Below are 23741 nucleotides of genomic sequence, written 5' to 3' on the forward strand. Positions count from 1 at the left end.
CCGGCGGCCGACTCGGTGCCGGCGGCCGACTCGGTGCCGGCGGCCGACTCGGTGCCGGCCACCCGCCCGGTGGCCGGCAACCCACCCGGTGGCCGGCAACCCACCCGGTGGCCGGCAACCCACCCGGTGGCCGGCGGCCCGGTCAGTGGCCGGCGGCCAGCTCCGCCGCGAGCCGCTCGTCGCCGCTCTGGGTCTTCAGCGGCTTCTCCTTGATGAACAGCACCGCCAGCAGGGCCAGCACCGCGATCGGCGCGCCGATGAGGAACAGCTCGGCGGTCGCGGTGGCGTAGATGTCCTGGACGATCGCCAGCGCCTCGGCGGGCAGCTTGGACAGGTCGGGCACCTCGTTGGACGCCCCGCCCGGGATCGGCCCGAACTTCTCCGCCGACAGGGTGGTCACCCGGTTGGCCAGCACCGCGCCCAGCACGCTGACGCCGATCGCGCCGCCCAGCGAGCGGAAGAACGTCAGGGTGGACGTGGTCGCGCCCAGGTCCTTGGCCGGCACGTCGTTCTGCGCGACCAGCACCAGGTTCTGCATCAGCATGCCGACGCCGACACCGAGCACGGCCATGTGCACCGACACCATGAACACGCTGGTCCGCGCGTCGATGGTGGCCAGCAGCAGCATGCCGCCGACCATGACCACACCGCCCGCCACCAGGAACGCCTTCCACCGGCCCCACTTGGTGATCAGGCCGCCGGCGACGGTCGAGGACACCAGCAGGCCGAAGATCAGCGGCAGGCTCATCAGGCCGGCCTGCGTGGGCGTCTTGCCCAGGCCGATCTGGAAGTACTGCGACAGGAACACCGTGCCGCCGAACATCGCCACGCCGACCAGCGCGCTGGCCAGGGTGGTCAGCGCGACCGTGCGGTTGGCGAAGATCGACATCGGCACGATCGGGTCCGCCGCCCGCGACTCCACCCACACCGCCAGCGCCAGCAGCACCAGGCCGCCGACCACCATCAGCGCGGACCAGCCGGACAGCCACTCGAACTGGTTGCCCGCCAGCGTCGTCCACACCAGCAGCGTCGAGACACCGGACACGATCAGCGCCGCGCCCGCCCAGTCGATCCTGACCTCCTGGCGGACCACCGGCAGGTGCAGGGTGCGCTGGAGCAGGAAGATCGACGCCAGGGTGAACGGCACGCCGATGAAGAAGCACCAGCGCCAGCCCAGCCACGACGTGTCCACCATGACGCCGCCGATCAGCGGCCCGGCGACGGTGCCGACACCGAACACCGCGCCGAACAGGCCCGCGTACTTGCCCATGTCGCGCGGCGGGATCATGGCCGCCATCACGATGGTCGCCAGCGCCGTCATGCCACCCGCGCCCAGGCCCTGCACGACGCGGCTCGCGATGAGCACCTCGACGTTGGGCGAGAAGCCCGCGATCAGCGAGCCGACCACGAACATGCCCAGGGACAACTGGATGAGCAGCTTGCGGCTGTAGAGGTCGGCGAGCTTGCCCCACAGCGGGACGGTCGCGGTCATCGCCAGGAGTTCGGTGGTGACGACCCAGGTGTAGACGGACTGCGACCCGTGCAGGTCGGCGATGATGCGCGGCAGCGCGTTGGACACGATGGTGGACGCCAGGATGGCCATGAACATGCCGAGCATGAGGCCGGACATGGCCTGCACGACGTCCTTGCGCTTCGTGTCCCCCGCACTCCCGACTGCTTCGGTCGTCTCAGCGGACATCTTTCCCCCTCTTCGGATTCTCTAGGTTCATGGCGGGTCGGCCAGCCCGGCGGCGAGCAGGTCCAGGGCTTCGGCGAGCACGCCTTCCAGCGGTTCGTCCACTGTGGACCAACGGGTGACCGCGACCCGGAACGCGGCCCCCGCGGCGGCGGCGAGCAACGCCGGGTAGAGCGCGTCCGACGCCACCCCGACCCGCTCGGCGATCCCGTCGGCCAACCGCCGCTCGACGTCCTCACCACCGGCGAAGGCCCGCGCGAGCAGGACGGGGTTCTGCTGCACGACCCGCATGCGCATCAGCCACAGGTCGCGGTCGCCGGCGAGGTTCTCGGCGACCTCGGCGAGCAACGCGGCCTTGACCGCCTCGACGGCGCTGTCGTGCGGCGGGTGCGCGACGACCCGGTCCCGGATCCGCGCCGCCGCCTCGGGGTCGGGCCCGACGACAGCTTCTTCCTTGCCGGCGAAGTAGTTGAAGAACGTGCGCGGCGAGACACCGGCCCCGGCGCTGATGTCCTCGACGGTCACGTGCTCGAACCCGCGCTCGGCGGCGAGCGTGACGGCGACCCGGCAGAGCGCGTCCCGGGTCTGCCGCTTCTTGCGGTCCCGCAGGCCCGGCTCGCTCTTCACTCGAACAGAGTACGAAGGAAGCTGCACACACTGCAAGTTTGCAGCACGTGCACCTTTGTGATCCCGCTCTCGCGGGCCACGTCGGCCGCCTACCGCCGTGCGCGAGCAGGCCTGGAGGACCGCAGGCTGAACCGCGACGCCGTTCCCCTTGAGGCGCAGACCTTCGTGCGGCTCGGATCAGGCCAGCAGAAGATCCAACGACGCCGCAGGCGTGGCAGAGGGCGTCTTCGTCCCCTATTCGCCCGATCGTAGGCCACTCGTCCGTGTGACCGTCCACTTGAAACACCGGCGTCACGCCGGAACGCTAGAGTGCCGCCAGGCTCGGCAAGATCGACCCGCGAGGGAGGACGATGCTCCGCAGCACGCACTTGTTCGGACCGAAACGCCGGGTGACCTTCTCGCTCCCGGTGGACGACCCCGACGGCCCGGTCAGCGTCGTGGGATCGTTCAACGATTGGACACCCGGCATCCACGAACTGGTCCCCCGCCGCGACGGCACGCGCACGGTGACGGTGATCCTGCCGCCGGGCACCCACCGCTTCCGCTACCTGGGCCCCGACGGCCACTGGTTCGACGACGACCACGCCCAGCGCCTCGACGGCGACAGCGCCATCACCATCTGACCGACCGGAACGACACGAGCGGCACGACACACCGGAACGACACGAGCGGGCCGCCGCCGAGCGGAACGGAAGAGGGATCGGCGGACGAACGCCACTCGGGCGACCCCGAACCGGCCGGCTAGCGCCCACGCGGGCAACGCGAACCCGCCGGGCGAGCCCCACGCGGACAACCCGAACCCGGCCGGCGAGCACCCACGCGGACACCCCGGACCCGGTGGGCGAGCGCCGGCCGGAGCGCTCGATCCGCTCGGCCGGTTCGGTCAGTCGTCGGGCAGGGCGACCTCGTGGCCGTGGTCCAGGGCCCAGCGGCCCAGCGCGTCGATCGGGCCCAGCAGGCTCTCCCCCAGCGCCGTCAGCGAGTACTCCACGCGGTCCGTCCCGACCTCCCGCGCCACCAACCCGTACGCCTCCAACCGCCGCAACGACTCCGTCAGCACCTTCGGCCGGATCCCCCCGATGATCCGCCGCAGCTCCGCGGGCCGCCGCGCCCCGTCGCGCAGCGCGAACACCACCACCGGGTGCCACGTGTTCGCCATCAGGTCGAACGCCAACCTGGCCTGGCAGTCGGCGAGGAAGCGGGTCATCGTCCCCCCATGCGTGGGCACCGTTCGGTGCCCGTCGGGCTTTCTAGCGTTTTCACCGCGGAAGCCTAGGCGGGAGGAACGGATGAAGATCGGCGTGTTGGGCACCGGCGGCATGGCGCGGGCGCTGGGTGGGAAGTGGGCGGCTCGCGGGCACGACGTGTTGGTCGGCGGGCGGTCGCGGCGGAAGGCGGCGGCGTTGGCCGAGGACATCGGGGCGCGGGCCGGGGAACTGCGCGAGGCCGTGGCGTTCGGGGACGTCGTGCTGGTGGCGGTGCCGGCGCGCGCGGCGGCCGAGGCGGTCGGGGACGCGCGCGGCAAGGTGGTCATCGATTGCACGAACTCGATCGCCGACGGGTTCCTGCTCGACTCGTTCGGGGCCGCGCGGCTGGCGGAGGCGTGCGGCGGGGACGTGGTCAAGGCCTTCAACCTGTGCCACGTGAGCGTGTGGGCCGACCCGTCGCCGGTCTACGAAGGCCGCCCGTTGGGCGTGCCGGTCTGCGGGGACGACCCGCGAGCGCTGGAGGTCGTGCGGGAACTCGTGCGCGACACCGGGTGCGTCCCGGTGGACGGCGGCGGGCTGGACCGCGCCGCGCTGCTGGAGGCCACGGCCGCGTTCGCCATCGGCGTCTGGGTCGGCGCCGGGCAGGACGTGCGGGGGATGTTCCCGACCGCGGAGGCGAGCGTGGGCTAATGTAACAGCACTGTTGTATCTAGTGAGGGGGTTGGCGTGTACCCGGAGATCGAGCCCTACGACCACGGCATGCTCGACGTCGGCGACGGACACCGCGTGTACTGGGAGGTGTGCGGCAACCCCGACGGCAAGCCCGCCGTCGTGCTGCACGGCGGCCCCGGGTCCGGGTGCACGACCAACGCCCGGCGCTACTTCGACCCGGCCGCCTATCGGGTGGTCCTGTTCGACCAGCGCGGCTGCGGGCGGTCCACGCCGCACGCGGGCGCGCCGGCGGCCGACCTGTCCGCCAACACCACCGACCACCTGATCGCGGACATGGAACGGCTGCGCGCGTTCCTCGGCGTCGACCGGTGGCTGCTGTTCGGCGCGTCCTGGGGTTCGGTGCTCGGCCTGACCTACGCGGTCCGCCACCCGGAGCGGGTGTCCGAGATCGTGATGGCGGGCGTGGCGACCGGCCGGCAGGAGGAGGTGGACCTGCTGGTGACCGGACTGGGGGCGATGTTCCCGCAGGCCCACGCCCGCTTCCGCGCCTTCGCCGGCGACCCGGACGACCTGTGCGCCGCCTACGCGAAGCTCCTGCACGACCCGGCGGTGCAGCAACAGGCCGCCGACGAGTGGTGCGCGTGGGAGGACGCGATGCTCCCGTTGACGCCCAACGACCCGCGCATGGACCCGCCGGAGTACCGGCTCGCGTTCGCGCGCCTGGTCACGCACTACTGGTCGAACGGCTCGTTCCTCCCCGACGGGTACGTGCTGGCCAACGCCGACCGCCTGGCCGGCATCCCGGGCGTGCTCGTGCAGGGCGAACTGGACCTGGGCAACCTGGTCGGCACGCCGTGGCTGCTCACCCGGGCGTGGCCGGACGCGGAACTCGTCCTGATCCGCGACACCGCGCACGGCGGTAGTGCCAGCATGGCGGAAGCCAGGGTCGCCGCCACCGACCGGTTCCGCTGACCCCTGGCCCGTTCCCGGCCGGAGGTGCCCGTGAAGCTGGACGACCACACGCGCCGAGCCGTCGACCTGGCGCGCGCTCTGGCCGCACAGCTGCGCCACCGCCGCGTCGGCACCGAGCACCTGCTGGTCGGGCTGGTGGAGGAGGACCTGGGCCTGGCCGCCCACGTCCTGACCTCCGCCGGCCTGACCACCTCGTCCTGCGTCGACCACCTGGTGGCGGCGGCCGGCCGGGGCGGGGAGCCGACCCCGGGCGACCCGCCCTTCACCGAACGGGCCGACCGCGCGGTGGAGCGGGCCGGGCGGCACGCCGTCGCCCTCGGCCGCCGCCGGACCGGCACCGAACACCTGCTGATCGCCCTGCTCGACCAACCGGACTGCGGCGCGGTCGCACTGCTGTCCCGCGCCCGCGTCCCGGTGGAGGACCTGCGCGGCCGCCTCCAGGCCGCGCTGCACGGCCTGGTCCTCCCGCCCCGCACCCGGCCCGCCGTCTACCTCAGCTACGCGCGGCCCGAGGACCTGCACCTGGCCGGACGCCTGACCGACCACCTGGCGGAGCACGACGTCGAGGTGGTCGGCGCGGTGCACCAGGCCGACCACCTGCTCGTCCTCGTCAGTCCACAGTGGACGTTACGGGCGCCGATGCCGGCCGAGTTCGACTCGGCGCTGCGCCACTACGTCCGCGTCGTGCCGGTGCTGGTGGACGACGCCCCGATGCCGGACGTGGAACCGTTGAACCTGCCCACGTTCCGCCAGGTGCTCGAACTGCGCCACGAGTCGTTCCGCCGGGACGTCCAACGCCTGGTGGAGGCGCTCTAGACCGCCGGCGACCAGCCCGGCATCGGGTGGGCCGCCATCAACTCGGCCACCTCGGCGGCGATCCGGTCCAGCGTCGCCTCGTCGCCCGCCGCCCGCACGGCCGCGTCGATCCACGCCGCGACCTGCGGCATGTGGTCCGGCCCCAGCCCGCGGGTGGTGATCGCGGCGGTGCCCAGCCGCACGCCCGACGGGTCGAACGGCTTGCGCGGGTCGAACGGCACGGTGTTGTAGTTGGCCTCGATGCCCGCCCGGTCCAACGCCTTGGCCGCCGGCTTGCCGCCGATGGCCCGGTTGGTCAGGTCCACCAGGACCAGGTGGTTGTCCGTGCCGCCGGAGACCAGGTCGAACCCGCGCTGGAGCAGGGCCGACGCCAGCGCCTTGGCGTTGGCGACGACGTTGTGCGCGTACGTGCCGAACTCGGGCGTCGCCGCCTCCCCCAGCGCCACCGCGATCGCCGCGGTCGTGTGGTTGTGCGGACCGCCCTGCAGGCCGGGGAACACGGCCTTGTTCACGGCCTTGGCGTGCTCGGCGTCGGACAGGACCATCGCGCCGCGCGGACCGCGCAGGGTCTTGTGCGTGGTCGTCGTGATCACCTGGGCGTGGCCGACCGGTGACGGGTGGGCGCCGCCGGCGATCAGGCCCGCGATGTGCGCGATGTCGGCGACCAGCACCGCGCCCACCTCGCGGGCGATCTCCGCGAACGCCGGGAAGTCGATGGTGCGCGGGATGGCCGTGCCGCCGCAGAAGATCACCTTCGGGCGCTCCCTGCGCGCCAGGTCGCGGGCCTCGTCCAAGTCCACCCGGCCCGTCTCCTTGCGCACGCCGTACTGCACGCTGCGGAACCACTTGCCGGTCGCGGACACGCCCCAGCCGTGGGTCAGGTGCCCGCCGGACGGCAGCGCCAGGCCCATCACGGTGTCGCCGGGCTCCAGGAACGCCAGGTAGACGGCCAGGTTCGCGGGCGAGCCGGAGTAGGGCTGGACGTTGGCGTGCTCGACGCCGAAGACCGCCTTGGCGCGCTCGACGGCCAGCGTCTCCACCGGGTCCACGACCTGCTGGCCCTCGTAGTAGCGCCGGCCGGCGTAGCCCTCGGAGTACTTGTTGGTCAGCACCGTCCCGGTGGCCTCCAGGACCGCCCGGGACACGTAGTTCTCCGACGCGATCAGCCGGATCTTCTCGAACTGGCGACGCGCCTCGGCCTGCACCAGGCGGGCGACCTCGGGGTCGGCCTGGGTCAGCGCGGGGATGGCGGGTTCGTGCACGACAGCCTCCAGCGACTGCCGGGCACCCAGGCGCGCGGTGCTCTCTCGGCTCTTCGCTCCCCGGTGGTCGATCCCACCCTCGGCACGCCAGTCGCGAACGCTGTTCATCCTAGCGCCGCCTGTTAGGGGTATTGCCGGGCGTGTAGGCGTGATTACATACTGCGTCGGAAATGTTCTAACAGAAAACGTACCACGTCAGAGTTTTTCCCTGCCCCTCCGAAAGGAGCTGACGTGCTCGATCGACGCACGTTCGTGCTCGGCGCCGCCGTGACGGCCGTGGCCGCCACGTCCGTCGGGACCGCCCACGCCGCCGCCCCGCCGGCGCACGCCACCGGGGCCGCCTCGCTGGGCGGAACGCCCGTGACCCTCGCACGCATCGACGGCCGCTGGGCCCTGCTCGGCGACAACGGTTCGGTGCGCACCACCACCGGCCTGGACAACGCCGACCTGGTGGACCTGTCCGACGACGGCACGCGGCTGGTCGCCGCCGGGTCGCTGGCCGGTGACCCGGTCGCCGCGCTGTGGACCTCCACCGACGGCGTGACCTGGCACGAAGCCCGCCGCCTGCACGGGACGCGGTCGGAGTTCACCGCCGTGACCGGGACCCTGGCGCTCGGGTCGGTGGTGCGCCACGAGCGCGCCGCCGAGGTCCGGGTGGCCGTTCGGCGCACGGCTTCGGGCTGGACCACCACGCCGGTGCGCGGCCTGGCCGACGGCCTGCTCGCCTCCGCGCTCGCCACGACGCCCGGCGGGTTCGTGTGCGCGTCGGTGGACTCCGCCGGCACCCGCGTGCACACCTCGGCCGACGGGGTGGCGTGGAGCGAGCTGCCGCGGGTCGAGGGCGTCGCCGTGCGCGGCCTGGTGGCCACCTCCGGTGTCGTGCGGTGGTTCGGCAACGAGATCGCCGGTTCCACGCCGCTGACCGGCGTGGTCGGCGGGTCCCCGTCCCCGGCGGCGGTGCCCGCCGACGCCAAGGCCCTCGGCGTGACCGGCACGCGCTCCGCGTGGCTGTCCGGCGGCCGACTCCTGACCACCGCGATCTGAGGGAGCCCACTGGTGATCACGTTCAGCCGGATCGACGGCACCCCGGTCTACTACTGGCGCTCCGACCGCGGCAACACGACGTTGCGCAACTGGCAGGCCACGCAGGGGTTCTACGACAGCCTGGTGCTGTGGATCCGCGACCTGCGGTCGCTGTCCTCGGCCTACGGCAGCATCACCTACCTGGTGTCGGCCGGGTTCTACGTGAACAAGCCGGGCCAGCACGGCGCGGGCACGGCCATGGACCTGGACTACGTGCGGTGGTCGGGCGGCCAGGTCTCGTCCCCGCTGGACCACCACCACTCGTCCACCACGCTGGCCACCCGCCGGCGTTACCTGGCGGTGGACGCGGTGTGCCGCAGGCGGTTCCGCTACGCCCTGGACGGCTGGTACAACGCCGACCACGCCGACCACATCCACTCCGACTTCGGCGGCCTGCCGGTGCGCTGCGTGAAGAGCTCGGAGTCGGACACCAAGTTCGTGCAGGCGCTGTGCAACAACTTCATGAGCTCGGGCCTGGTGGTGGACGGCATCTGGGGCACCAACACCCAGAACGCCTTCAACACCGCCAAGTCCCGCCTGGGCATCACGGGCGACCCGCACACGACCACGTCGGTCTGGCAAGCCTTCCTCTCCGCCGCCGCCCGCAAGGGCTTCGCGAACCAGCCGTTCTAGGCGACGGCGTGGACGAGCCGGGCCACCCCCGGCTCGTCCACCCGCGGCGGGCACGGGCCGCCGGTCCGCCGGGGACGGTGGTCCGCCTTGTCGGCTTCCTGCCGGCACCCGGGCCGCCCGGCTGGTGGACTCGGGGCCATGCCGGTCCCGAGCACAACCCCTGTCGGTCAGTGGAAGCGTTGGTGCGCGGTCGTTTCCGTCGCCACGGGGATCTTCGCCATCGTCACCACCGAGATCCTGCCGATCGGTCTGCTGACCTTGATCGGGGGCAGCTTCGCGGTCTCGGACGGCACCGCGGGGCTGCTGATGACCATGCCCGGCTTCCTCGCCGCCGTGGCCGCGCCCGTGGTCACCGTCGTCACCGCGCGCGTCGACCGGCGGATCATGTTGTGCGCCTTCACGGCCCTGCTCACCCTGGCCAACGTCGTCACGGCGCTGGCCCCCGACTACCGGGTGCTGCTGGTCGCGCGGGTGGTCGTCGGGGTGGTCATCGGCGGGTTCTGGTCCATCGGGGCCGGGCTGGGGGCTCGGCTGGTGCCCGGGTCCGGTCCCCGGGCCACCGCGGTCGTCTTCTCCGCCGTGCCGCTGGGTTCGGTGCTCGGGGTGCCCGCGGGCACGCTGCTCGGCGAGTTGGCCGGGTGGCGGGTCGCGTTCGCGGTCGTGGCGGTGTTGTCGGCCGTCGTCCTGGTCGCGTTGCCGGTGGTGCTGCCGCCGCTGCCGCCGGTCCGGGCCACGGACCTGCGTGTGCTCCGGACGTCCTTGCGCACCCGCGGCACCCGCGCGGCGTTGCTGGTGACCTTCCTGGTGGTGCTGGCCCACTTCGGCGCCTACACGTACGTGAGGCCGTTCCTGGAGCAGGTCACCGGTCTGAGCGGGACGGCGGTCACCGCGGTGCTGCTGCTCTACGGCACGGCCGGCGTGGTCGGCAACTTCCTCGTCGGCAGGCACGGGTTCGGCCCGGCCGCCGGCCTGCTCGCCGCCGCCACCGCGCTGCTGCCCTTCCTGGGTCGGTGGGACGCGGGAGCGGTGGTGCTGCTCGTCGTCTGGGGCTTGGCCTACGGAGCGGTGCCCGTGTGCTCGCAGGCGCTGTTCACCACAGCGGTCCCGGACGCGCCCGAAGCCGCTTCCGTCCTGTTCACCGCGTCCTTCCAAGCCACCATCGGGGTCGGCGCGCTGGCCGGCGGAGCAGTGCTCGACCACGCCTCGCCGTCCGTCGTGATGCTGCTCGGTGGTGGGGTCGCGGCGCTGGCCGTGGTGGCGATCAAGAAGACAGCTCGTCGGTGAGCAGCGCGGTTCACAGGGGCACGTTGCCGTGCTTGCGCGCGGGTGTGCGGCGGCGTTTGTCGCGCAGCATGGCCAAGCCGCGCAGCACGGCGGCCCGCGTCTGGGCCGGGTCGATCACGTCGTCCACCAGGCCGCGTTCGGCCGCGTAGTACGGGTGCACCAACTCCTCCGCGTACTCCACCATCAACGCGGCCCGCAACGCGTCCGGGTCTGCGGAAGCGGCCAACTCCTTGCGGTGGACGACGTTCACCGCCGCCTCCGCCCCCATCACCGCGATCTCGTTGGTGGGCCAGGCCAGCGACAGGTCGCAGCCGATCGACCGCGAGTCCATCACGATGTACGCGCCGCCGTAGGCCTTGCGGAGGATGACCTGCACGCGCGGCACGGACGCCTCGCAGTACGCGTACAACAACTTCGCGCCGTGCCGGATCGCCCCGCCGTACTCCTGGTCCGTCCCTGGCAGGAACCCCGGGACGTCCACCAGCGTCACCAACGGGATGTTGAACGCGTCGCAGAACCGCACGAACCGGGCCGCCTTCTGCGACGCCGCCGTGTCCAGCACCCCGGCCAGCACCAGCGGCTGGTTGCCGACCACGCCGACGACCTCGCCGCCCATCCGCGCCAGCGCGCACACGACGTTGCCCGCCCACCCCTCGTGGACCTCCAGGAACTCCCCGTCGTCCACGACCTCCGCGACCACGCCCCGGATGTCGTAGGGCTGGTTCGGCTCGACCGGGACCAGGTCCGGCAACGCCGGCCGCAGGTCGTCACCGGAGGAGACACCGAACGCGGGCGGCGGCTCCATGTTGTTGGCGGGCAACAGGGACAGCAGGTAGCGGACGTCGGCCAGGCAGCTCTCCTCGTCGTCGTGCACGAAGGACGCCACCCCGGACAACGACCCGTGCACGTCCGCGCCGCCGAGCTGGTTGTGCGTCACGCGCTCACCGCTCACGGCGGCCACCACGTCCGGTCCGGTCAGGTACATCTGCGCGGTGTCGCGCACCATGAACGTGAAGTCCGCCAACGCCGGCGAGTACGCCGCACCGCCCGCGCACGGCCCCAGCACGACGGCGATCTGCGGCACGATCCCGGACGCCTCGACCTGCCGGCGGAAGATCCCGCCGTAGCCGTGCAGCGCCAGGACGCCTTCCTGGATGCGCGCGCCGCCGCTGTCGTTGACCGAGACGATCGGTGAGCCGGTGGCCAGCGCCAGGTCCATGACCTTGTGGATCTTCTCCGCGTGCGCCGCGCCCAGCGAACCGCCCGAGATGGTGAAGTCCTGCGCGTAGACGAAGATTCGCCGCCCGTCGACCGTGCCGGACCCCGCCACGACACCGTCGGTGTGCGCGCCCGTGGTGCCCCGCCGGAACATCTCGACCTCGACGAACGACCCCTCGTCCAGCAGCAGCTCCAGCCGTTCGCGCGCGGTCCGCTTGCCGAGCTTGCGCCGGCGCCGCACGGAGTCCTGGTTGCCCAGCGCCACGCGGGAGGTCAGCTCGTCGCGCCGGTCCCGCAGCGACCGCATCGACCGCGGCGGCGGGGTCGGCCGGACGGCGGGCCGGAAGTCCATTTCGGAGATGCTCATTCGACGCCTTTCGCTCCGCGGGCCACTCCACCCTGCATCGCGTCCGCGGAGCGGGAAAACCCCTACCCACCCCCACTCCGGGCGGCCGGGGACCCGTGCCGACCCCGGCCTACCGGGTGAACCGCCCGGTCGCCCACGCCCGGTCGCCCGGTTCGGCCACGACCTCCACGCGGCGACCGTCCACGTGCAGCTCGACCGGTTCGACCAGGCCCTCCTCGACCGCCGCCGTCCACGCGCGGTGCGGGCCGACGCCCCACGGGTACCAGGGGATCACGTCGTCCACCACGACCAGCGCGCCCGGCCGGGCCAGGCGGCGGGCGTTGACCAGGTCGGCGTAGGCGATCTCGAAGGTGTGCCCGCCGTCGACGAACACCAGGTCCGGCCGCGCCCCGCCGTACGCGGGCACGGTGGCGGTCGAGTCGCCGACGACCAGCTCGTGCCGCCCGGGGTAGCGGACGTCCACGAACTCCTTGGCCAGCGCGACCGACCGCCGCTGGTCCAGCTCGAAGGACACCACCCGCGCCTCCGGCGAGCTCTCCAGGAACGCGATCGCGGAGAACCCGATGTTGAACCCGATCTCGGCGACGGTCCGCGCGCCGGCGGTGCGGGCGAGATCGGCCAGGTACTCGACCTCGGCCAGGCTCGCGAACCCCTCGGTGATCGGCGCGCCCCCGTCGCGCACGTGGCCGTAGACGTCCCACAGGAGCTGTTCGAGCGCGCTGGTCCGCTGCACGGGCGTCTCGCTTTCGTCGCCGGGGACCGCAGCTTGGGCGACCGGTCCGAACGGCGGCAAGGGCGCGCGCGGATTTCCGCCCGACCGGCCAAACGAGACCGCCGAACCTCGCGCCACGATGAATAGTTGACACTAACTAGTCGAAGCTGGATAGTTGGTCCTGACTACAGGAGGACGGATGGCGAGCAAGCGCAAGGTCGGCAACCTGCTGGCCCTGGCGGTGCTGAGCTACCTGGTCAGGCAGCCCGCGCACCCCTACGAGCTGAGCCGCATGCTGCGCGAGCACGGGGACGACCGCAGCATCAAGTTCACCCACGGCTCGCTCTACATGGTCGTCGGGCAGCTGGAGAAGGCCGGGTTCATCGCCCCGCGGGAGACCGTCCGGGACGGCCAGCGCCCCGAGCGCACCGTCTACGCGCTGACCCCCGAGGGGCGGGCCGAGCTGCGCGACTGGATGCGGGACCTGGTGGCCGAGCCGCGGCACGAGTACCCGCACTTCGTCGCCGCCCTGTCGCTGATCGGGGCGCTGCCGCCGGACGAGGTCGTGCCGCTGCTGCGCGACCGGCTCGCGCGGCTGGCCGAGCAGCGGGCGGAGATCCGCGCGCTGGTCGACGGGGCCGCCGGCGTGCACCCGCTCTTCCTGGTCGAGGAGGAGTACCGGATCGCCCTGCTGGACGCCGAGGTGGCGTTCGTCGAGGGCTTCATCGACCGGATCGAGGACCCGGAGACCGGCTGGGGACCCGCGTGGGCCGGTTTCCACCAGAACCTGGAGGGGACATGAACGTGCTGGTGGTGGGCGGCGGCATCGGCGGCCCGGTGGCCGCGTTGGCGCTGCGGCGGGCGGGCTTCGAGGCGACCGTCCACGAGGCGTACCCGCGCACAGCGGAGGGGGTCGGCGGCGGCCTGGGCATCGCGCCCAACGGGTTGCAGGCGTTGAGCGTGGTCGGGCTGGACGACGCGGTGCGGGCGATCGGCACGCCCATCACGTCCATGGCCATGCAGAGCTGGACGGGCAAGGTCCTGGGCGCGTTCGCCAGCGACCCGCCGCAGCTCATGGTGTGGCGCGAGGAGCTGTACCGGGTGCTGCGCGAGGAGGCGCTGGCGCGCGGCGTGGAGTTCGTGCTGGGCAAGCGGCTGGTGGACGCGTCCTCCTCCGACGACGGGGTGGTGGCGCGGTTCGCGGACGGGTCGACGGCGCGCGGTGACCTGCTGGTCGGCGCGGACGGCATCCGGTCCACCGTGCGCGGGGTGATCGACCCGGCCGCGCCGCGCCCCCGCTACGTCGGGCTGCTCGGGTTCGGGGCGCGGGTGGCCGACACCGGGCTGCCGTCCACCGACGGGCGGATGTACCTGGCGTTCGGGAAGCGGGCGTTCTTCGGCTACCAGGTCATGGACGACTCGTCCGGCGGGTGGTTCGTGAACCTGCCGAGCAGGACGCCCATGACGGTCGCCGAGGCCCGCGCGGTGGGCGCCGCCGAGTGGCTGCGGCGGTTCCGGGAGGTCTTCGCCGACGACCGGGTGCCGGCGCTGCCGATGCTGGCGCGGACCGCGCCGGAGGACCTGGTGATCACCGGGCCGTTGGAGGACATCCGGTCCGTGCCGACGTGGAGCCGGGGCCGGATGGTGCTGATCGGCGACGCGGCGCACGCCACGTCCCCCAGTTCCGGGCAGGGGGCGTCGCTGGCGTTCGAGAGCGCCGTGGAACTGGCGCGGTGCCTGCGCGACCTGCCACACCCGGAGGCGTTCGCGGCCTACGAGCGGCTGCGGCGGGACCGCGTGGAACGCATCATCGCCATGGCCGCCCGGACCAACCAGGACAAGGCGGCCGGGCCGGTGGCGCGGGTGCTGCGCGACCTGATCATGCCGGTGGCGGTGAAGTTCGCGAAGCCGTCCAGGTTCACCTGGCAGTTCGATCACCGGATCGAGTGGGACGAGCCGCTGACGACCGCATAGGAAGTGCGCGGGCGACGCGCGGGTACCGGGTCATGCGCGGGTGGCGTGGCGTCCGGTTACGCGGTCACCCTGTCGGTGCTGGTGTGAGCGCTGCGCGTGGTCGTGCGGGTGCGGGAGGCGAGGCCGACGAGGCTGCGCCGGTCGTGCCGCAGCCGGGCGGCGACCCCGACGACGGCGGCCAGGAGGACGACGAGGTCAGCGCGGTCGAACGCCAGGAGCACCAGCACCGGCAGCCACCACACCGCGAACCGCCGCAGGACGGCCGTGCGGTCGCCCTCCACGGCCAGGTGGAAGGCGATCTGGCCCGGGGTCGCGCGGTCGGCGCGGGCGAGCGGGACGGCGAGCGTGCACACGCCCACCACGAACACGACCACCACCATGCCGAACCATCGGCTCGTGGCGACGTCCAACGAGCCCGCCAGCCCGACCGTGACCCGGATCGCGCCCTGCACCAGCCAGATGACGAGCAGGTCGCCGGCGAACGCGCACCCGCGCCGGGCCAGGCCGGGCGGGTCGAGGTCGGGCACGGGGTCGGGCACGGCCCTCGGCAGGGCCCGGTGGACCGCGTGGGCGACCAGCCAGCCGACGACGGTGCCGGCGGTGTTGGTCATCAGGTCGTCCACGTCGGCCAGGCGGTAGGGGCACGGGTAGAGGCCCAGGACGGCCGTGCCCTGGACGGTCTCGACGGCCAGGGAGGTGGCCAGGCCGATCAGGGTGGCGGCGGCGAGGCCCCGGGCGAAGCGGTAGCGCAGGAGGAAGCCGAGGGGCACGAAGAGGACGACGTTGAGCAGCACCTGGGCGAGGGCGGCGCGGCCGTCGCGGGCGATGTCGTCCAGGGATTCGAACGGCGTGGTCTGCCAGTAGTCGTGGAGGGCGCGGTCGCCGCAGAAGTCCGGGGTCACGGTGGGCAGCGGGAACAACGTGAACGCGACCAGGCCGCAGCCGTAGAGGATCCCGGCGGCGGCCACGAACGCCGACCAGCCGCGCAGGCGGCCGACGCGCCGGTACTGCCAGGCGACCCAGGGCAACGCGACCAGGGGCACGACCAGGGCGAACAGCAGAACCGCGATGATCGACTCGCTGACCCTGACCGACAAGCCGCACCCTCCCGCCTCGCGCCTCGCGCCTCGCGCCGCGCGCCACGCGCCACGCGCCACGCGCCACGCGCCACGCGCCACGCGCCACGCGCCACGCGCCACGCGCCACGCGCCCGAACGTCACCACAGCCCCACGACCCCCGCAACCGGAAACAACCGCCCGCCACGACCGGGCGAACCGCCTCCCGCGAGCCGCGCGCTGTCCTACCATCCGCGCGTGATGCGCCGCAGCGACACCGACTTACCCGCCCTCCCGCGACCCGCCGCCGGCACGCGAACCCGGCAGGGGGTGGTGACGCTGACGGCTGCGGTCCTCGCCCTCACCGCCTGCACCACCGCCCCGCCCGCACCGCCACCGCCCTCCCCCACCGTGCGAGCCGGGTGGACGGAACTGCCGCTACCCCAACGCACCGAGGTGAACCTCCCCGACCTCGCCCCCGAGTCGCCCCGCGACTTCACCGACGGCGACGTGTGCGCGCTGCTCACCGAGCCGGAGATCGTCACCACCACCAGCACGCCCTACGCGCGGACCGTCGAGTCGCAGCCGGGGCAGCGGTGCGTCTGGCAGGTCGGCGACACCCTGGACGAGCGGGGCGGACCCGTCGACACGCTGATCGTGCAGGTCGGCGGCACGGACTCGTGGCTCGGCTCGGAACAGGGCGTGATCGCGGGCCACCCCGCCCGCCGCCGCGGGTGGGACGGGCAGTGCCTGCTCCGCGCCGCGCTGCGCAAGCCCGTGGACGAGACCGACAAGCGCGCCGTGCTGACCCTCATGTTCCGCCCCGGGAACCCGACCGCCAACGCGTGCGCGAGCACCCAGTTCCTCGCCCAACTGGTCCTGACCCGCCTGCCCGCCGCGCGCTAGGGGTGCATCCGCGCGCCCTTGAGCACCTTGTCGACCACGTTCCGCCCCGCGTGCACGGCCAGGCCCACCAGGTCCAACTGGTCGCGCGGCACGGCCCGGACCGCCGCCCGGTTGTCCCGGTCGTTGCCGGTGCCGAACAGGTCCGAGGTGAACACGGCGACCGGCAGCTCCCGCCCCACCGCCCGCGCGTGGGCGGCGGTCAGGACTTCCTTGCCGCCCGCGAAGACCAGCACCGGCTGGCCGAACATCGCGAGGTAGGGGGTGCCGTCGGCGTCGGCGTAGGGCTCGCCGATCAGGTCGGGCCGGGCGGCGGCGAGCGCGCCGGACAGGAAGGCGCAGACGTTCAGGGCCTGCCACGGCTGGAGGTCGTCGCGCAGCAGGACGGCGATCTTGGTGTCGAACCGGGGAGCTTCCACGCCGCCGAGCCTCGCCCGCGGCCCGCCGCCCGGTCTTGTACGTCCTTGACCCGCGTACGGTGGGGGCCGTGTCGGCGAACCCGGAGGTCACGGCGTGGCGGCCACCCGTGGCGGGCCTGGCCGAGGTCTTCCACGCCCACTTCCTCGACCACGCGTACCCCATGCACACCCACGACGCGTGGACGCTGCTCCTGATCGACGACGGCGCGGTCCGCTTCGCCCTGGACCGCCAGGAGCACGGCGCGATCCGCCCCCTGGTGACCCTGCTCCCGCCGCACGTACCCCACGACGGCCGGTCGGCGACCCCGCACGGCTTCCGCAAGCGGGTGCTCTACCTCGACACCACGGTCCTGGACGTGGCCCTGGCCGGCCGGGCCGCGGACCACCCGGCCCTGCCCGACCCCCTCCTGCGCCACCGCGTCCACCAGCTGCACGACACCCTGACCCGCCGGACCGAGCCGCTGGAGGCCGAGTCCCGCCTGAGCCTGATCACGACCCGCCTGGCCCACCACCTGAGCCGGACCGAGCCCGTCACCCGCCGCGACCGCCCGCTGGCCAGGCGCCTGCGCGAGCTGCTCGACGCGAACGTCCGACCAGGACTGCCGTTGGCCACCGCCGCCGCGGTGCTCGGCGCGAACCCGGCCCACCTGGTCCGGACGTTCAGCCGCGAGTACGGGATCGCGCCGCACCGGTACCTGACCGGCCGCCGGGTGGACTTGGCGCGCCGCCTGCTCCTGGCGGGCGTGCCGGCGGCGGAGGCGGCCACGGCGGCGGGCTTCTACGACCAACCGCACCTGACCCGCCACTTCAAGCGCCTGGTCGGCGTCCCGCCGGGCCGGTTCGCCCGCTGAGCGCGGGCCGCCCGGGAGGGGTCCCGAGCGGCCCGCGCCGGATCAGCGGACGCGCAGGTTGCGGGTCGCGGCTTCCGCCTGCCGGGTCTTGATGCGGTGGCCCGGCATGATGAGGTCCGGGTTGGTCAGGTGGCTCGGGTTGAGCGCCACCAGCGCCTCCCAACCCCCCTTGACGCCCTCGCGCTCGGCGATCGCCGCGAGCGTGTCGCCCGCCTTGATCGTGTAGTCGCCCGCGGGGTTGTCCGTGGACGGTGGTCGGGCCGGCGCCGCGGGTGCGGCGGGCACGGTGCGGACGGCGCCCTGGCGGTTGCCGGTCCGCGGTGGTGTCGTGCGGACCGGGGCGGACCGGCGGCCGGCGCAGGTGGGCCACGCGCCCGCCCCCTGGGTGCGGAGGACGTTCTCCGCGACGCGGATCTGCTCTTCACGAGTGGCGTTGTGCGGCATGCCGGTGCCGCCGTTGGCCGCCCACGTGCCCGGGGTGAACTGGAGACCGCCGTAGTACCCGTTGCCGGTGTTGATCGACCAGTTGCCGCCGGACTCGCAGCGCGCCACGGCGTCCCAGTCCAGACCGGGGTTCGCCGCCGCGACGCCGCCGCCCAGCCCGATCAGGCAGGCGGTGGCGGCGGTCAGCAGCGCTGCCCGGCCGAAGTGGTGGGTCGTGCCGCTCCCGTAAGTGCTCGCGTGATCAGACATGAACGTCGCCGCACCGCTGCGCCGCACCGGCGCGTCCACAGAGGACGCCCGACCCTCCGTCCCACGGCTCGACCTTCCGTGAGGGAACTCGTCTCCGGGTGGCGCGGTGGACGGAGCGTGGCGCCCGGCCGCCCGGTCGTACCCGTGCCCGGTCTCGGACCGGTCACGAGCGGACCATAGGAACAGGCGGCCGGAACGGCTCGGCGAGACCGGCGTCACAAGCCTCACCACGCGTCAAGTCCACTCGAAACGGTGATCTCCAGCGGTAACGCGTTAATCCGGTCGGGAAATGCGTGACGGCCACCAGATCCGCGCGCCGAGGTCCACCGCGAGCGCCGGCACCAGCAGCGACCGCACGATGATCGTGTCCAGCAACACCCCGAACGCCACGATGAACGCGATCTGGGCCAGGAACAGGATCGGCAGCACCGCCAGCGCCGCGAACGTCGCCGCCAGCACGACACCCGCCGAGGTGATCACCCCGCCGGTGATGGTCAGCCCGCGCAACACGCCCTCCCGCGCGGATCCCAGCGCCCGCGTCTCCTCGCGCACCCGGGTCATCAGGAAGATGTTGTAGTCGATGCCCAGCGCCACCAGGAAGACGAACCCGAACAACGGCACCACCGGGTCCGCGCCGGGGAAGTCGAACAAACCGTTGAACACCAACGCCGACACGCCCATCGTCGCGCCGAAGGACAGCACGACGGTGGCGATGAGCAGCAACGGCGCCAACAACGACCGCAGCAGCAGCGCCAACACCAGGAAGATCACCAGCAGCACGATCGGGATGATGACCAGCCGGTCCCGCTCGGACGTGTCCCGGGTGTCGAGCTGGGTCGCGGTCGGCCCACCGACCTTCGCCTCGGCGGACGGCACCTCCCGCACGGCCGTGCGCAACCGTTGCACGGTTTCCAGCGCCGCCTCGGAGTCGGCGGGGTCCTTCAACACCACGTCCAGCCGCACCAGCCCGTCGGCCTCACCCCGACGCTCCACAGTGGACACACCGGCCACCTTCGCCGCGGCGGCGACCTCGGCGGCGGAATCGGCCTTGGCCACCACGATCGCGGGCGACCCGCTGCCGCCCGGGAAGTGCCGCGACAGCACCTCCTGGCCCGCCACGGACTCCACGTCGGTGAGGAACACGTCCGACTGCGCCGTGCCGGACGCCTTGAGCTGCGGCACGAACGCCACCCCGGCCAGCAGGACCAGCGTGGTGACCACCCACGTCACCCGCGGCCGGGCGCCGACCAGGCGCGCCACCCGCGCCCACACCCCGCCCGCCTCGGGGTGCGGCGAGCCCAGCACCGGGCGGCGCGGCCAGAACGCCGCGCGGCCCAGCAGCACCAGCACCGCGGGCAGGAACGTCACCGACGCCAGCAGCGCCGCGCCGATGCCGATGGCCGCCACCGGCCCCAACCCCTTGTTGGAGTTGAGGTCGCTGAACAGCAGGCACAGCACGCCGAGCACGACGGTGCCCGCGGAGGCCGCGATCGGCTCGATCGTCGCCCGCCACGCCGTCCGCATGGCCGCGAACCGGTCCTCGGTGTCGCGCAGCTCCTCGCGGTAGCGGGAGACCAGCAGCAACGCGTAGTCCGTGGCCGCGCCGAACACCAGGATGAACAGGATGCCCTGGCTCTGGCCGTTGAGGTCGAGGACGTCGTTGTCGGCCAACAGGTACACGGCCAGGCTCGCGACGCCGAGCGCCATCACGCCGGACACCAGCACGACCAGCGGCAGCAGCGGGCTCCGGTAGACCAGCACGAGGATCGCCGCGACGACGGCCCCGGCGACCAGCAGCAGCAACCCGTCGATGCCGCCGAAGGCCTCCTTGAGGTCGGCGATCTGCGCGGCCGGGCCGGTGAGCAGGACGGTCAGCCCGTCGGGCGGGTCGGCCAGCGCGGCCCGCAGGTCCGCGACGGCGTCGGCCGGCTCGGCGGCGTCGATCGCGACCACGACCTGGGCGGCCTGGTCGTCCTGGCGGGAGGGGAGGACCGGTGACGCCTTGCCCGGGTAGGCGATGCCGCCCAGGTAGGCGCGGTCGGCCTCCGTCATGCCGGACGGGCGTTCGGCCACCACAATGGCGGGCAGGCTCGTCTGGTCGCCGAACCGCTTGACCTGCTCGGCGACTTCGGTGGCCTCCGCGGAGGCGGGCAGGAACGCGGTGCTGTCGTTGACCGCGACCTCGCTCAACTTGCCGGTGAACGGGCCGGAGAACCCGCCCAGGGCGAGCCAGGCGACGGCGATCAGGGCGGGGACGACCCAACGGGCGCGCACGGGAGAATGACCTCCGGCAGTACTTGTGATTCGATCGTCGGATAGTTCGATGGTCGAAATAGTAACCGGAGGGCGGATGGCCGACAACACGACCCTGGTACGGCTCCTCAGGCAGCTCGTCGTCGAGTCGGACCACTTCGTCGGACTGTTCGGCGAGTGGCACGGCCTGCACCGCACCGACATGAACGCGCTGGTGCTGGTCATGGACGCCGACCGGCGCGGCACCCCGCTGTCGCCGAGCAGGCTGGCCGAGGCCATGCACCTGAGCGCGTCCGCGACCACCTCCGTCCTGGACCGCCTGGAGTCCTCCGGCCACGTCCAGCGCGCCCGCAGCACCACCGACCGGCGCAAGGTCGAACTGCGGGTCAACGACAAGGCCCTGGACCTGGGCCGCCGCTTCTTCGCCCCGCTCAGCGGCGCGTACACGGCGGCGTGGGAGTCGTTCAGCGACGAGGAGAAGGCCACCATCGCCCGCTTCCTGACCGCGAGCATCGACGCGACGGTGGCCGTGCGCGCGGACATCGCCGGCTCCCCCACCGACCGCTGAGCCACCGTCACGAGGTGTGGCGGTGACCTCACCCGGAGAATTCACCGGGCGGGGAAAAAGTGGTTACGATCGAACCGGTGAAGATCCTCTTTTCGAGCCTCGGCTCGCACGGTCACACCTATCCCTTACTACCGCTGGCGGTCGCGGCGCGCGAGCACGGCCACGACGTCACCTTCGCCACCACCGCGGCCTTCGCCGACACGATCACGCGGCTGGGCCTGGAGCACTTCGCCGCCGGCATGGAAATGCGGGAGGCGTTCGGCGAGGTGCTGGCGCAGCACGGGTCGCCGCAGGAAGCCGCCCAGGCCGCACCCCGGCTCATCGCCGAGGTGTTCGGCTCCACGCTGCCGCGCCGGTTCCACGCCGACCTCGCGCCGTTCGTCGAGCGGTGGCGGCCCGACCTCGTCGTGCACGAGCTGGCCAACCCCGGCGCGGGGCTGGCGGCCCGGACCGCGGGCGTCCCGGCGGTCTGCCACGGCTTCGGGCGGATGTGGGACTCCGACGAGCTGCCGTTCGTGCTCGACTCGCTGCACGGGTTCGCCGGCGAGCTGGGCGTCGAGGTCCCGGCCGACAACCCCATGCTGCTGGGCAACCCGTACCTCGACATCTGCCCGCCGTCGGTGCAGGACAAGGCGTTCCTCGCGGCGCACGACACGATCCCGCTGCGGCCGGTGCCGTTCGCGGAACCCGGTGAGCTGCCGGACTGGGTCGTGGCGCACGAGCGGCCGTTGGTGTACCTGACGCTGGGCACGGCGTTCGGCCACGCGGAGGTCCTGCGCGCCGCGATCGCGGGCCTGGCGGCGCTGGAGGGCACGCGGGTGCTCGTCGCGGCCGGGCCGACGGTCGAGGTGTCGGCGCTGGGCGACGTGCCGGACCACGTGACCGTGCTGCCGTGGGTACCGCAGGCGGAGCTGTTGCCGCACACGGACCTCGTGGTGCACCACGGCGGCAGCGGCACGACGCTGGGCTCCTTCGCCCACGGCGTGCCGCAGTTGGTGCTGCCGCAGGGCGCGGACCAGTTCAGCAACGCCGAGGTCGTGGCGGGGCACGGCCTGGGCGCGCAGCTGCTCGGCGACGCCGTGACCGCCGAGGCGGTGACCGAGCACGCCCGTGCGCTGCTGTCCGACCCGGCCGTCCGGGAGGCCGGGCGGGCGATCGCCGCCGAGGTCGCGGCGATGCCGTCGCCGGCGGAGGTGGCGGCGTCGCTTTCCGACCGGGTGCGTTGAGCCGGACCACGCGGCTCTTGGGGTGTTTCGTCTTCGCCGCGTGTTGAGTTGAGTGGACGCGGGCACGGATCTTCCGGCCCGCGTTCTTCTCGCTTACCTTGATCGACCGCTTGAGCCGTGCACCGACGCCGTGGGCCTCGCGCTGCTGCTGCGCTGACGGCGAACGCGCCTGACAGCACGCCGCTCCCGAGCGCACGATGTAATGAAGTAATCCCCGGGAGGGCCGCGTGGACGAGAGCCCGTTGGACGCCTACTCGCGGATCGTGGTGGCGGTCGCGCGGGACGTGACGCCGCACGTGGCCAGCGTGCGGATGCGCCGCGGCGCTGGGTCGGCCGTGGTGTTCACCGACGACGGGTTCCTGCTGACCAACGCGCACGTCGTGGGGGGCGGGCGGGACGGGACGGCGGTGTTCGCGGACGGCAGCGAGGCCCGGTTCGACGTGGTGGGGGCGGACCCGTTGTCGGACCTGGCGGTGCTGAAGGCCCCGGACGCGCCGGCGGCGGCGGTGTTCGGTGACGCGGACGCGTTGCGGGTGGGCCAGTTGGTGATCGCCGTGGGCAGCCCGCTGGGCCTGGCGGGTTCGGTGACGGCGGGCGTGGTGAGCGCGTTGGGCCGGGCGGTGCCGGTGAGCAGCGGCCGGGCCGGGCGCGTGATCGAGGACGTGATCCAGACCGACGCGGCCCTGAACCCGGGCAACTCCGGCGGCGCGCTGGCGAACTCGCGCGGCGAGGTGGTCGGCATCAACACCGCGTTGGCGGGCATCGGGTTGGGCCTGGCGATCCCCATGAACAGCACCACGCGACGCATCCTGTCGACGCTGATGGTCGAGGGCCGGGTGCGCCGGGCGTACCTGGGCGTGGTGGGCGTGCCCGCGCCCCTGCCCGACCCGGTGGCGGAGCGGACCGGGCAGAAGGCGGGCGTGCGCCTGGTGCAGGTCGTCCCCGGCGGCCCGGCCGACCGCGCGGGCCTGCACGACGGCGACCTGGTCCTGAGCGTGGCCCGCACGGAGGTCCGCGACGCGCAGGGCATCCAGCGGCAACTGTTCGCGGAGGCCATCGGCCTGCCGTTGCCGGTGACCGTCCTGCGCAACGGCGCGATGGTGGACGTGATCGCCACGCCCACCGAACTCACGGCCTAGGCTCGACGAACCGGCTCCGCGGGCCGCACCGTCCGCGGTCCGCGGGCTCTGCGGCCACCCGGACGGTGCGGTGCGCGGGCTCTGCGGCCACCCGGACGGTGCGGTGCGC

At 73.2% G+C, this 23741-nt stretch carries 24 protein-coding genes and 1 riboswitch; of the genes, 14 read left to right on the forward strand and 10 right to left on the reverse strand.

All coding sequences use genetic code 11. The features are described from left to right. Positions 1-142: 142 nt before the first annotated feature. The gene (locus AB0A74_RS35055; protein ID WP_358256390.1) at positions 143-1699 is read right to left on the reverse strand and encodes an MDR family MFS transporter; all 1557 of its coding nucleotides are present in this window, start codon (positions 1697-1699) and stop codon (positions 143-145) included. A gap of 27 nt (positions 1700-1726) precedes the next feature. Further along, complete coding sequence (locus AB0A74_RS35060) at positions 1727-2323, reverse strand: TetR family transcriptional regulator (RefSeq protein WP_358256392.1); 597 nt, start codon at positions 2321-2323, stop codon at positions 1727-1729. Positions 2324-2673: 350 nt separating this feature from the next. On the opposite strand from AB0A74_RS35060, the gene AB0A74_RS35065 reads away from it, so the two are divergent. Further along, positions 2674-2946, forward strand: a complete 273-nt coding sequence (locus AB0A74_RS35065) for a glycoside hydrolase family 13 (RefSeq protein ID WP_358256394.1) — start codon at positions 2674-2676, stop codon at positions 2944-2946. A 260-nt stretch (positions 2947-3206) separates the two neighbouring features. On the opposite strand, the gene AB0A74_RS35070 is transcribed toward AB0A74_RS35065, so the two are convergent. Next, positions 3207-3530 carry a helix-turn-helix domain-containing protein gene (locus AB0A74_RS35070; protein ID WP_358256396.1) on the reverse strand — a complete coding sequence of 108 codons (324 nt, stop codon included), beginning with the start codon at positions 3528-3530 and terminating at the stop codon, positions 3207-3209. A gap of 82 nt (positions 3531-3612) precedes the next feature. Here AB0A74_RS35070 and AB0A74_RS35075 point away from each other — a divergent pair, with 82 nt between their 5' ends. Genes AB0A74_RS35075 through AB0A74_RS35085 form a run of 3 tightly spaced genes read left to right on the forward strand, consistent with a single transcriptional unit; the run spans position 3613 to position 5991 of the window. Next, positions 3613-4221: an NAD(P)-binding domain-containing protein gene (locus AB0A74_RS35075; RefSeq protein ID WP_358256398.1), complete on the forward strand. Its 609-nt coding sequence runs from the start codon at positions 3613-3615 to the stop codon at positions 4219-4221. Between the two features lie 36 nt (positions 4222-4257). Beyond that, positions 4258-5175, forward strand: coding sequence for a prolyl aminopeptidase (gene pip, locus AB0A74_RS35080; protein ID WP_358256400.1), 918 nt, complete (start codon positions 4258-4260; stop codon positions 5173-5175). A 30-nt stretch (positions 5176-5205) separates the two neighbouring features. After that, a complete protein-coding gene (locus tag AB0A74_RS35085; protein ID WP_358256402.1) occupies positions 5206-5991 on the forward strand; it encodes a Clp protease N-terminal domain-containing protein in 786 nt (261 codons plus the stop codon). On the opposite strand, the gene glyA is transcribed toward AB0A74_RS35085, so the two are convergent. Continuing rightward, a complete protein-coding gene (glyA, locus tag AB0A74_RS35090) occupies positions 5988-7253 on the reverse strand; it encodes a serine hydroxymethyltransferase (RefSeq protein ID WP_358256404.1) in 1266 nt (421 codons plus the stop codon). The two genes, AB0A74_RS35085 and glyA, sit on opposite strands and share 4 nt — an antisense overlap. A gap of 17 nt (positions 7254-7270) precedes the next feature. Next, positions 7271-7358: riboswitch (ZMP/ZTP riboswitch) on the reverse strand. Positions 7359-7484: 126 nt separating this feature from the next. Here glyA and AB0A74_RS35095 point away from each other — a divergent pair. The 3 genes from AB0A74_RS35095 to AB0A74_RS35105 all read left to right on the forward strand — a co-directional run bounded on the left by AB0A74_RS35095 (position 7485) and on the right by AB0A74_RS35105 (position 10253). Then, positions 7485-8297 (forward strand): hypothetical protein, encoded by an 813-nt coding sequence (locus tag AB0A74_RS35095; protein ID WP_358256406.1) that lies wholly within the window; start codon positions 7485-7487, stop codon positions 8295-8297. 12 nt (positions 8298-8309) lie between these two features. After that, a complete protein-coding gene (locus tag AB0A74_RS35100; protein ID WP_358256408.1) occupies positions 8310-8969 on the forward strand; it encodes a hypothetical protein in 660 nt (219 codons plus the stop codon). Positions 8970-9107: 138 nt separating this feature from the next. Next, positions 9108-10253 (forward strand): MFS transporter, encoded by a 1146-nt coding sequence (locus tag AB0A74_RS35105; protein ID WP_358256410.1) that lies wholly within the window; start codon positions 9108-9110, stop codon positions 10251-10253. 10 nt (positions 10254-10263) lie between these two features. On the opposite strand, the gene AB0A74_RS35110 is transcribed toward AB0A74_RS35105, so the two are convergent. Both AB0A74_RS35110 and AB0A74_RS35115 read right to left on the reverse strand, forming a co-directional pair. Continuing rightward, positions 10264-11778 (reverse strand): acyl-CoA carboxylase subunit beta, encoded by a 1515-nt coding sequence (locus AB0A74_RS35110; protein ID WP_358256443.1) that lies wholly within the window; start codon positions 11776-11778, stop codon positions 10264-10266. A 169-nt stretch (positions 11779-11947) separates the two neighbouring features. Then, complete coding sequence (locus AB0A74_RS35115; RefSeq protein ID WP_358256411.1) at positions 11948-12571, reverse strand: class I SAM-dependent methyltransferase; 624 nt, start codon at positions 12569-12571, stop codon at positions 11948-11950. Between the two features lie 178 nt (positions 12572-12749). Here AB0A74_RS35115 and AB0A74_RS35120 point away from each other — a divergent pair, with 178 nt between their 5' ends. Both AB0A74_RS35120 and AB0A74_RS35125 read left to right on the forward strand, forming a co-directional pair. Beyond that, positions 12750-13352 (forward strand): PadR family transcriptional regulator, encoded by a 603-nt coding sequence (locus AB0A74_RS35120; protein WP_358256413.1) that lies wholly within the window; start codon positions 12750-12752, stop codon positions 13350-13352. Further along, the gene (locus tag AB0A74_RS35125; protein WP_358256415.1) at positions 13349-14524 is read left to right on the forward strand and encodes an FAD-dependent monooxygenase; all 1176 of its coding nucleotides are present in this window, start codon (positions 13349-13351) and stop codon (positions 14522-14524) included. Before AB0A74_RS35120 ends, AB0A74_RS35125 begins: the two co-directional genes overlap by 4 nt. 56 nt (positions 14525-14580) lie before the next feature. On the opposite strand, the gene AB0A74_RS35130 is transcribed toward AB0A74_RS35125, so the two are convergent. Then, positions 14581-15621, reverse strand: coding sequence for a VanZ family protein (locus AB0A74_RS35130; protein ID WP_358256417.1), 1041 nt, complete (start codon positions 15619-15621; stop codon positions 14581-14583). Between the two features lie 217 nt (positions 15622-15838). Between AB0A74_RS35130 and AB0A74_RS35135 the strand changes: the two genes are divergently transcribed. Further along, entirely contained in the window at positions 15839-16486 is a 648-nt protein-coding gene (locus AB0A74_RS35135) for a hypothetical protein (RefSeq protein ID WP_358256419.1), read from the forward strand. Here AB0A74_RS35135 and AB0A74_RS35140 read toward each other — a convergent pair. After that, positions 16483-16902, reverse strand: a complete 420-nt coding sequence (locus AB0A74_RS35140) for a DUF2000 domain-containing protein (RefSeq protein WP_358256421.1) — start codon at positions 16900-16902, stop codon at positions 16483-16485. The genes AB0A74_RS35135 and AB0A74_RS35140 overlap by 4 nt on opposite strands. 68 nt (positions 16903-16970) lie before the next feature. Between AB0A74_RS35140 and AB0A74_RS35145 the strand changes: the two genes are divergently transcribed. Further along, positions 16971-17753 carry an AraC family transcriptional regulator gene (locus AB0A74_RS35145; protein WP_358256423.1) on the forward strand — a complete coding sequence of 261 codons (783 nt, stop codon included), beginning with the start codon at positions 16971-16973 and terminating at the stop codon, positions 17751-17753. Positions 17754-17795: 42 nt separating this feature from the next. Here AB0A74_RS35145 and AB0A74_RS35150 read toward each other — a convergent pair whose 3' ends face one another. Both AB0A74_RS35150 and AB0A74_RS35155 read right to left on the reverse strand, forming a co-directional pair. Then, positions 17796-18446, reverse strand: a complete 651-nt coding sequence (locus AB0A74_RS35150) for a transglycosylase family protein (protein WP_358256425.1) — start codon at positions 18444-18446, stop codon at positions 17796-17798. A gap of 273 nt (positions 18447-18719) precedes the next feature. Beyond that, complete coding sequence (locus tag AB0A74_RS35155) at positions 18720-20720, reverse strand: MMPL family transporter (RefSeq protein WP_358256427.1); 2001 nt, start codon at positions 20718-20720, stop codon at positions 18720-18722. A 76-nt stretch (positions 20721-20796) separates the two neighbouring features. Here AB0A74_RS35155 and AB0A74_RS35160 point away from each other — a divergent pair, with 76 nt between their 5' ends. The 3 genes from AB0A74_RS35160 (at position 20797) to AB0A74_RS35170 (ending at position 23632) form a co-directional block, all read left to right on the forward strand. Beyond that, positions 20797-21267, forward strand: coding sequence for a MarR family transcriptional regulator (locus AB0A74_RS35160; protein ID WP_358256428.1), 471 nt, complete (start codon positions 20797-20799; stop codon positions 21265-21267). A 77-nt stretch (positions 21268-21344) separates the two neighbouring features. Then, entirely contained in the window at positions 21345-22493 is a 1149-nt protein-coding gene (locus AB0A74_RS35165) for a glycosyltransferase (protein WP_358256430.1), read from the forward strand. Positions 22494-22720: 227 nt separating this feature from the next. Further along, positions 22721-23632, forward strand: a complete 912-nt coding sequence (locus AB0A74_RS35170; RefSeq protein WP_358256432.1) for a trypsin-like peptidase domain-containing protein — start codon at positions 22721-22723, stop codon at positions 23630-23632. The last annotated feature ends 109 nt before the right edge of the window (positions 23633-23741 follow it).

Source organism: Saccharothrix sp. NPDC042600, from assembly GCF_040647305.1.
Classification (GTDB): Bacteria; Actinomycetota; Actinomycetes; order Mycobacteriales; family Pseudonocardiaceae; genus Actinosynnema; species Actinosynnema mutabilis.

Excerpts from the sequence above, each read along its gene's own strand:
- AB0A74_RS35075 (WP_358256398.1), top strand. The coding sequence starts at position 3,613 with ATGAAGATCGGCGTGTTGGGCACCGGCGGCATGGCGCGGGCGCTGGGT.
- AB0A74_RS35055 (WP_358256390.1), bottom strand. The coding sequence starts at position 1,699 with ATGTCCGCTGAGACGACCGAAGCAGTCGGGAGTGCGGGGGACACGAAG.
- AB0A74_RS35160 (WP_358256428.1), top strand. The coding sequence starts at position 20,797 with ATGGCCGACAACACGACCCTGGTACGGCTCCTCAGGCAGCTCGTCGTC.
- AB0A74_RS35065 (WP_358256394.1), top strand. The coding sequence starts at position 2,674 with ATGCTCCGCAGCACGCACTTGTTCGGACCGAAACGCCGGGTGACCTTC.
- AB0A74_RS35110 (WP_358256443.1), bottom strand. The coding sequence starts at position 11,778 with ATGCGGTCGCTGCGGGACCGGCGCGACGAGCTGACCTCCCGCGTGGCG.
- AB0A74_RS35125 (WP_358256415.1), top strand. The coding sequence starts at position 13,349 with ATGAACGTGCTGGTGGTGGGCGGCGGCATCGGCGGCCCGGTGGCCGCG.
- AB0A74_RS35150 (WP_358256425.1), bottom strand. The coding sequence starts at position 18,446 with ATGTCTGATCACGCGAGCACTTACGGGAGCGGCACGACCCACCACTTC.
- AB0A74_RS35105 (WP_358256410.1), top strand. The coding sequence starts at position 9,108 with ATGCCGGTCCCGAGCACAACCCCTGTCGGTCAGTGGAAGCGTTGGTGC.
- AB0A74_RS35120 (WP_358256413.1), top strand. The coding sequence starts at position 12,750 with ATGGCGAGCAAGCGCAAGGTCGGCAACCTGCTGGCCCTGGCGGTGCTG.
- AB0A74_RS35070 (WP_358256396.1), bottom strand. The coding sequence starts at position 3,530 with ATGACCCGCTTCCTCGCCGACTGCCAGGCCAGGTTGGCGTTCGACCTG.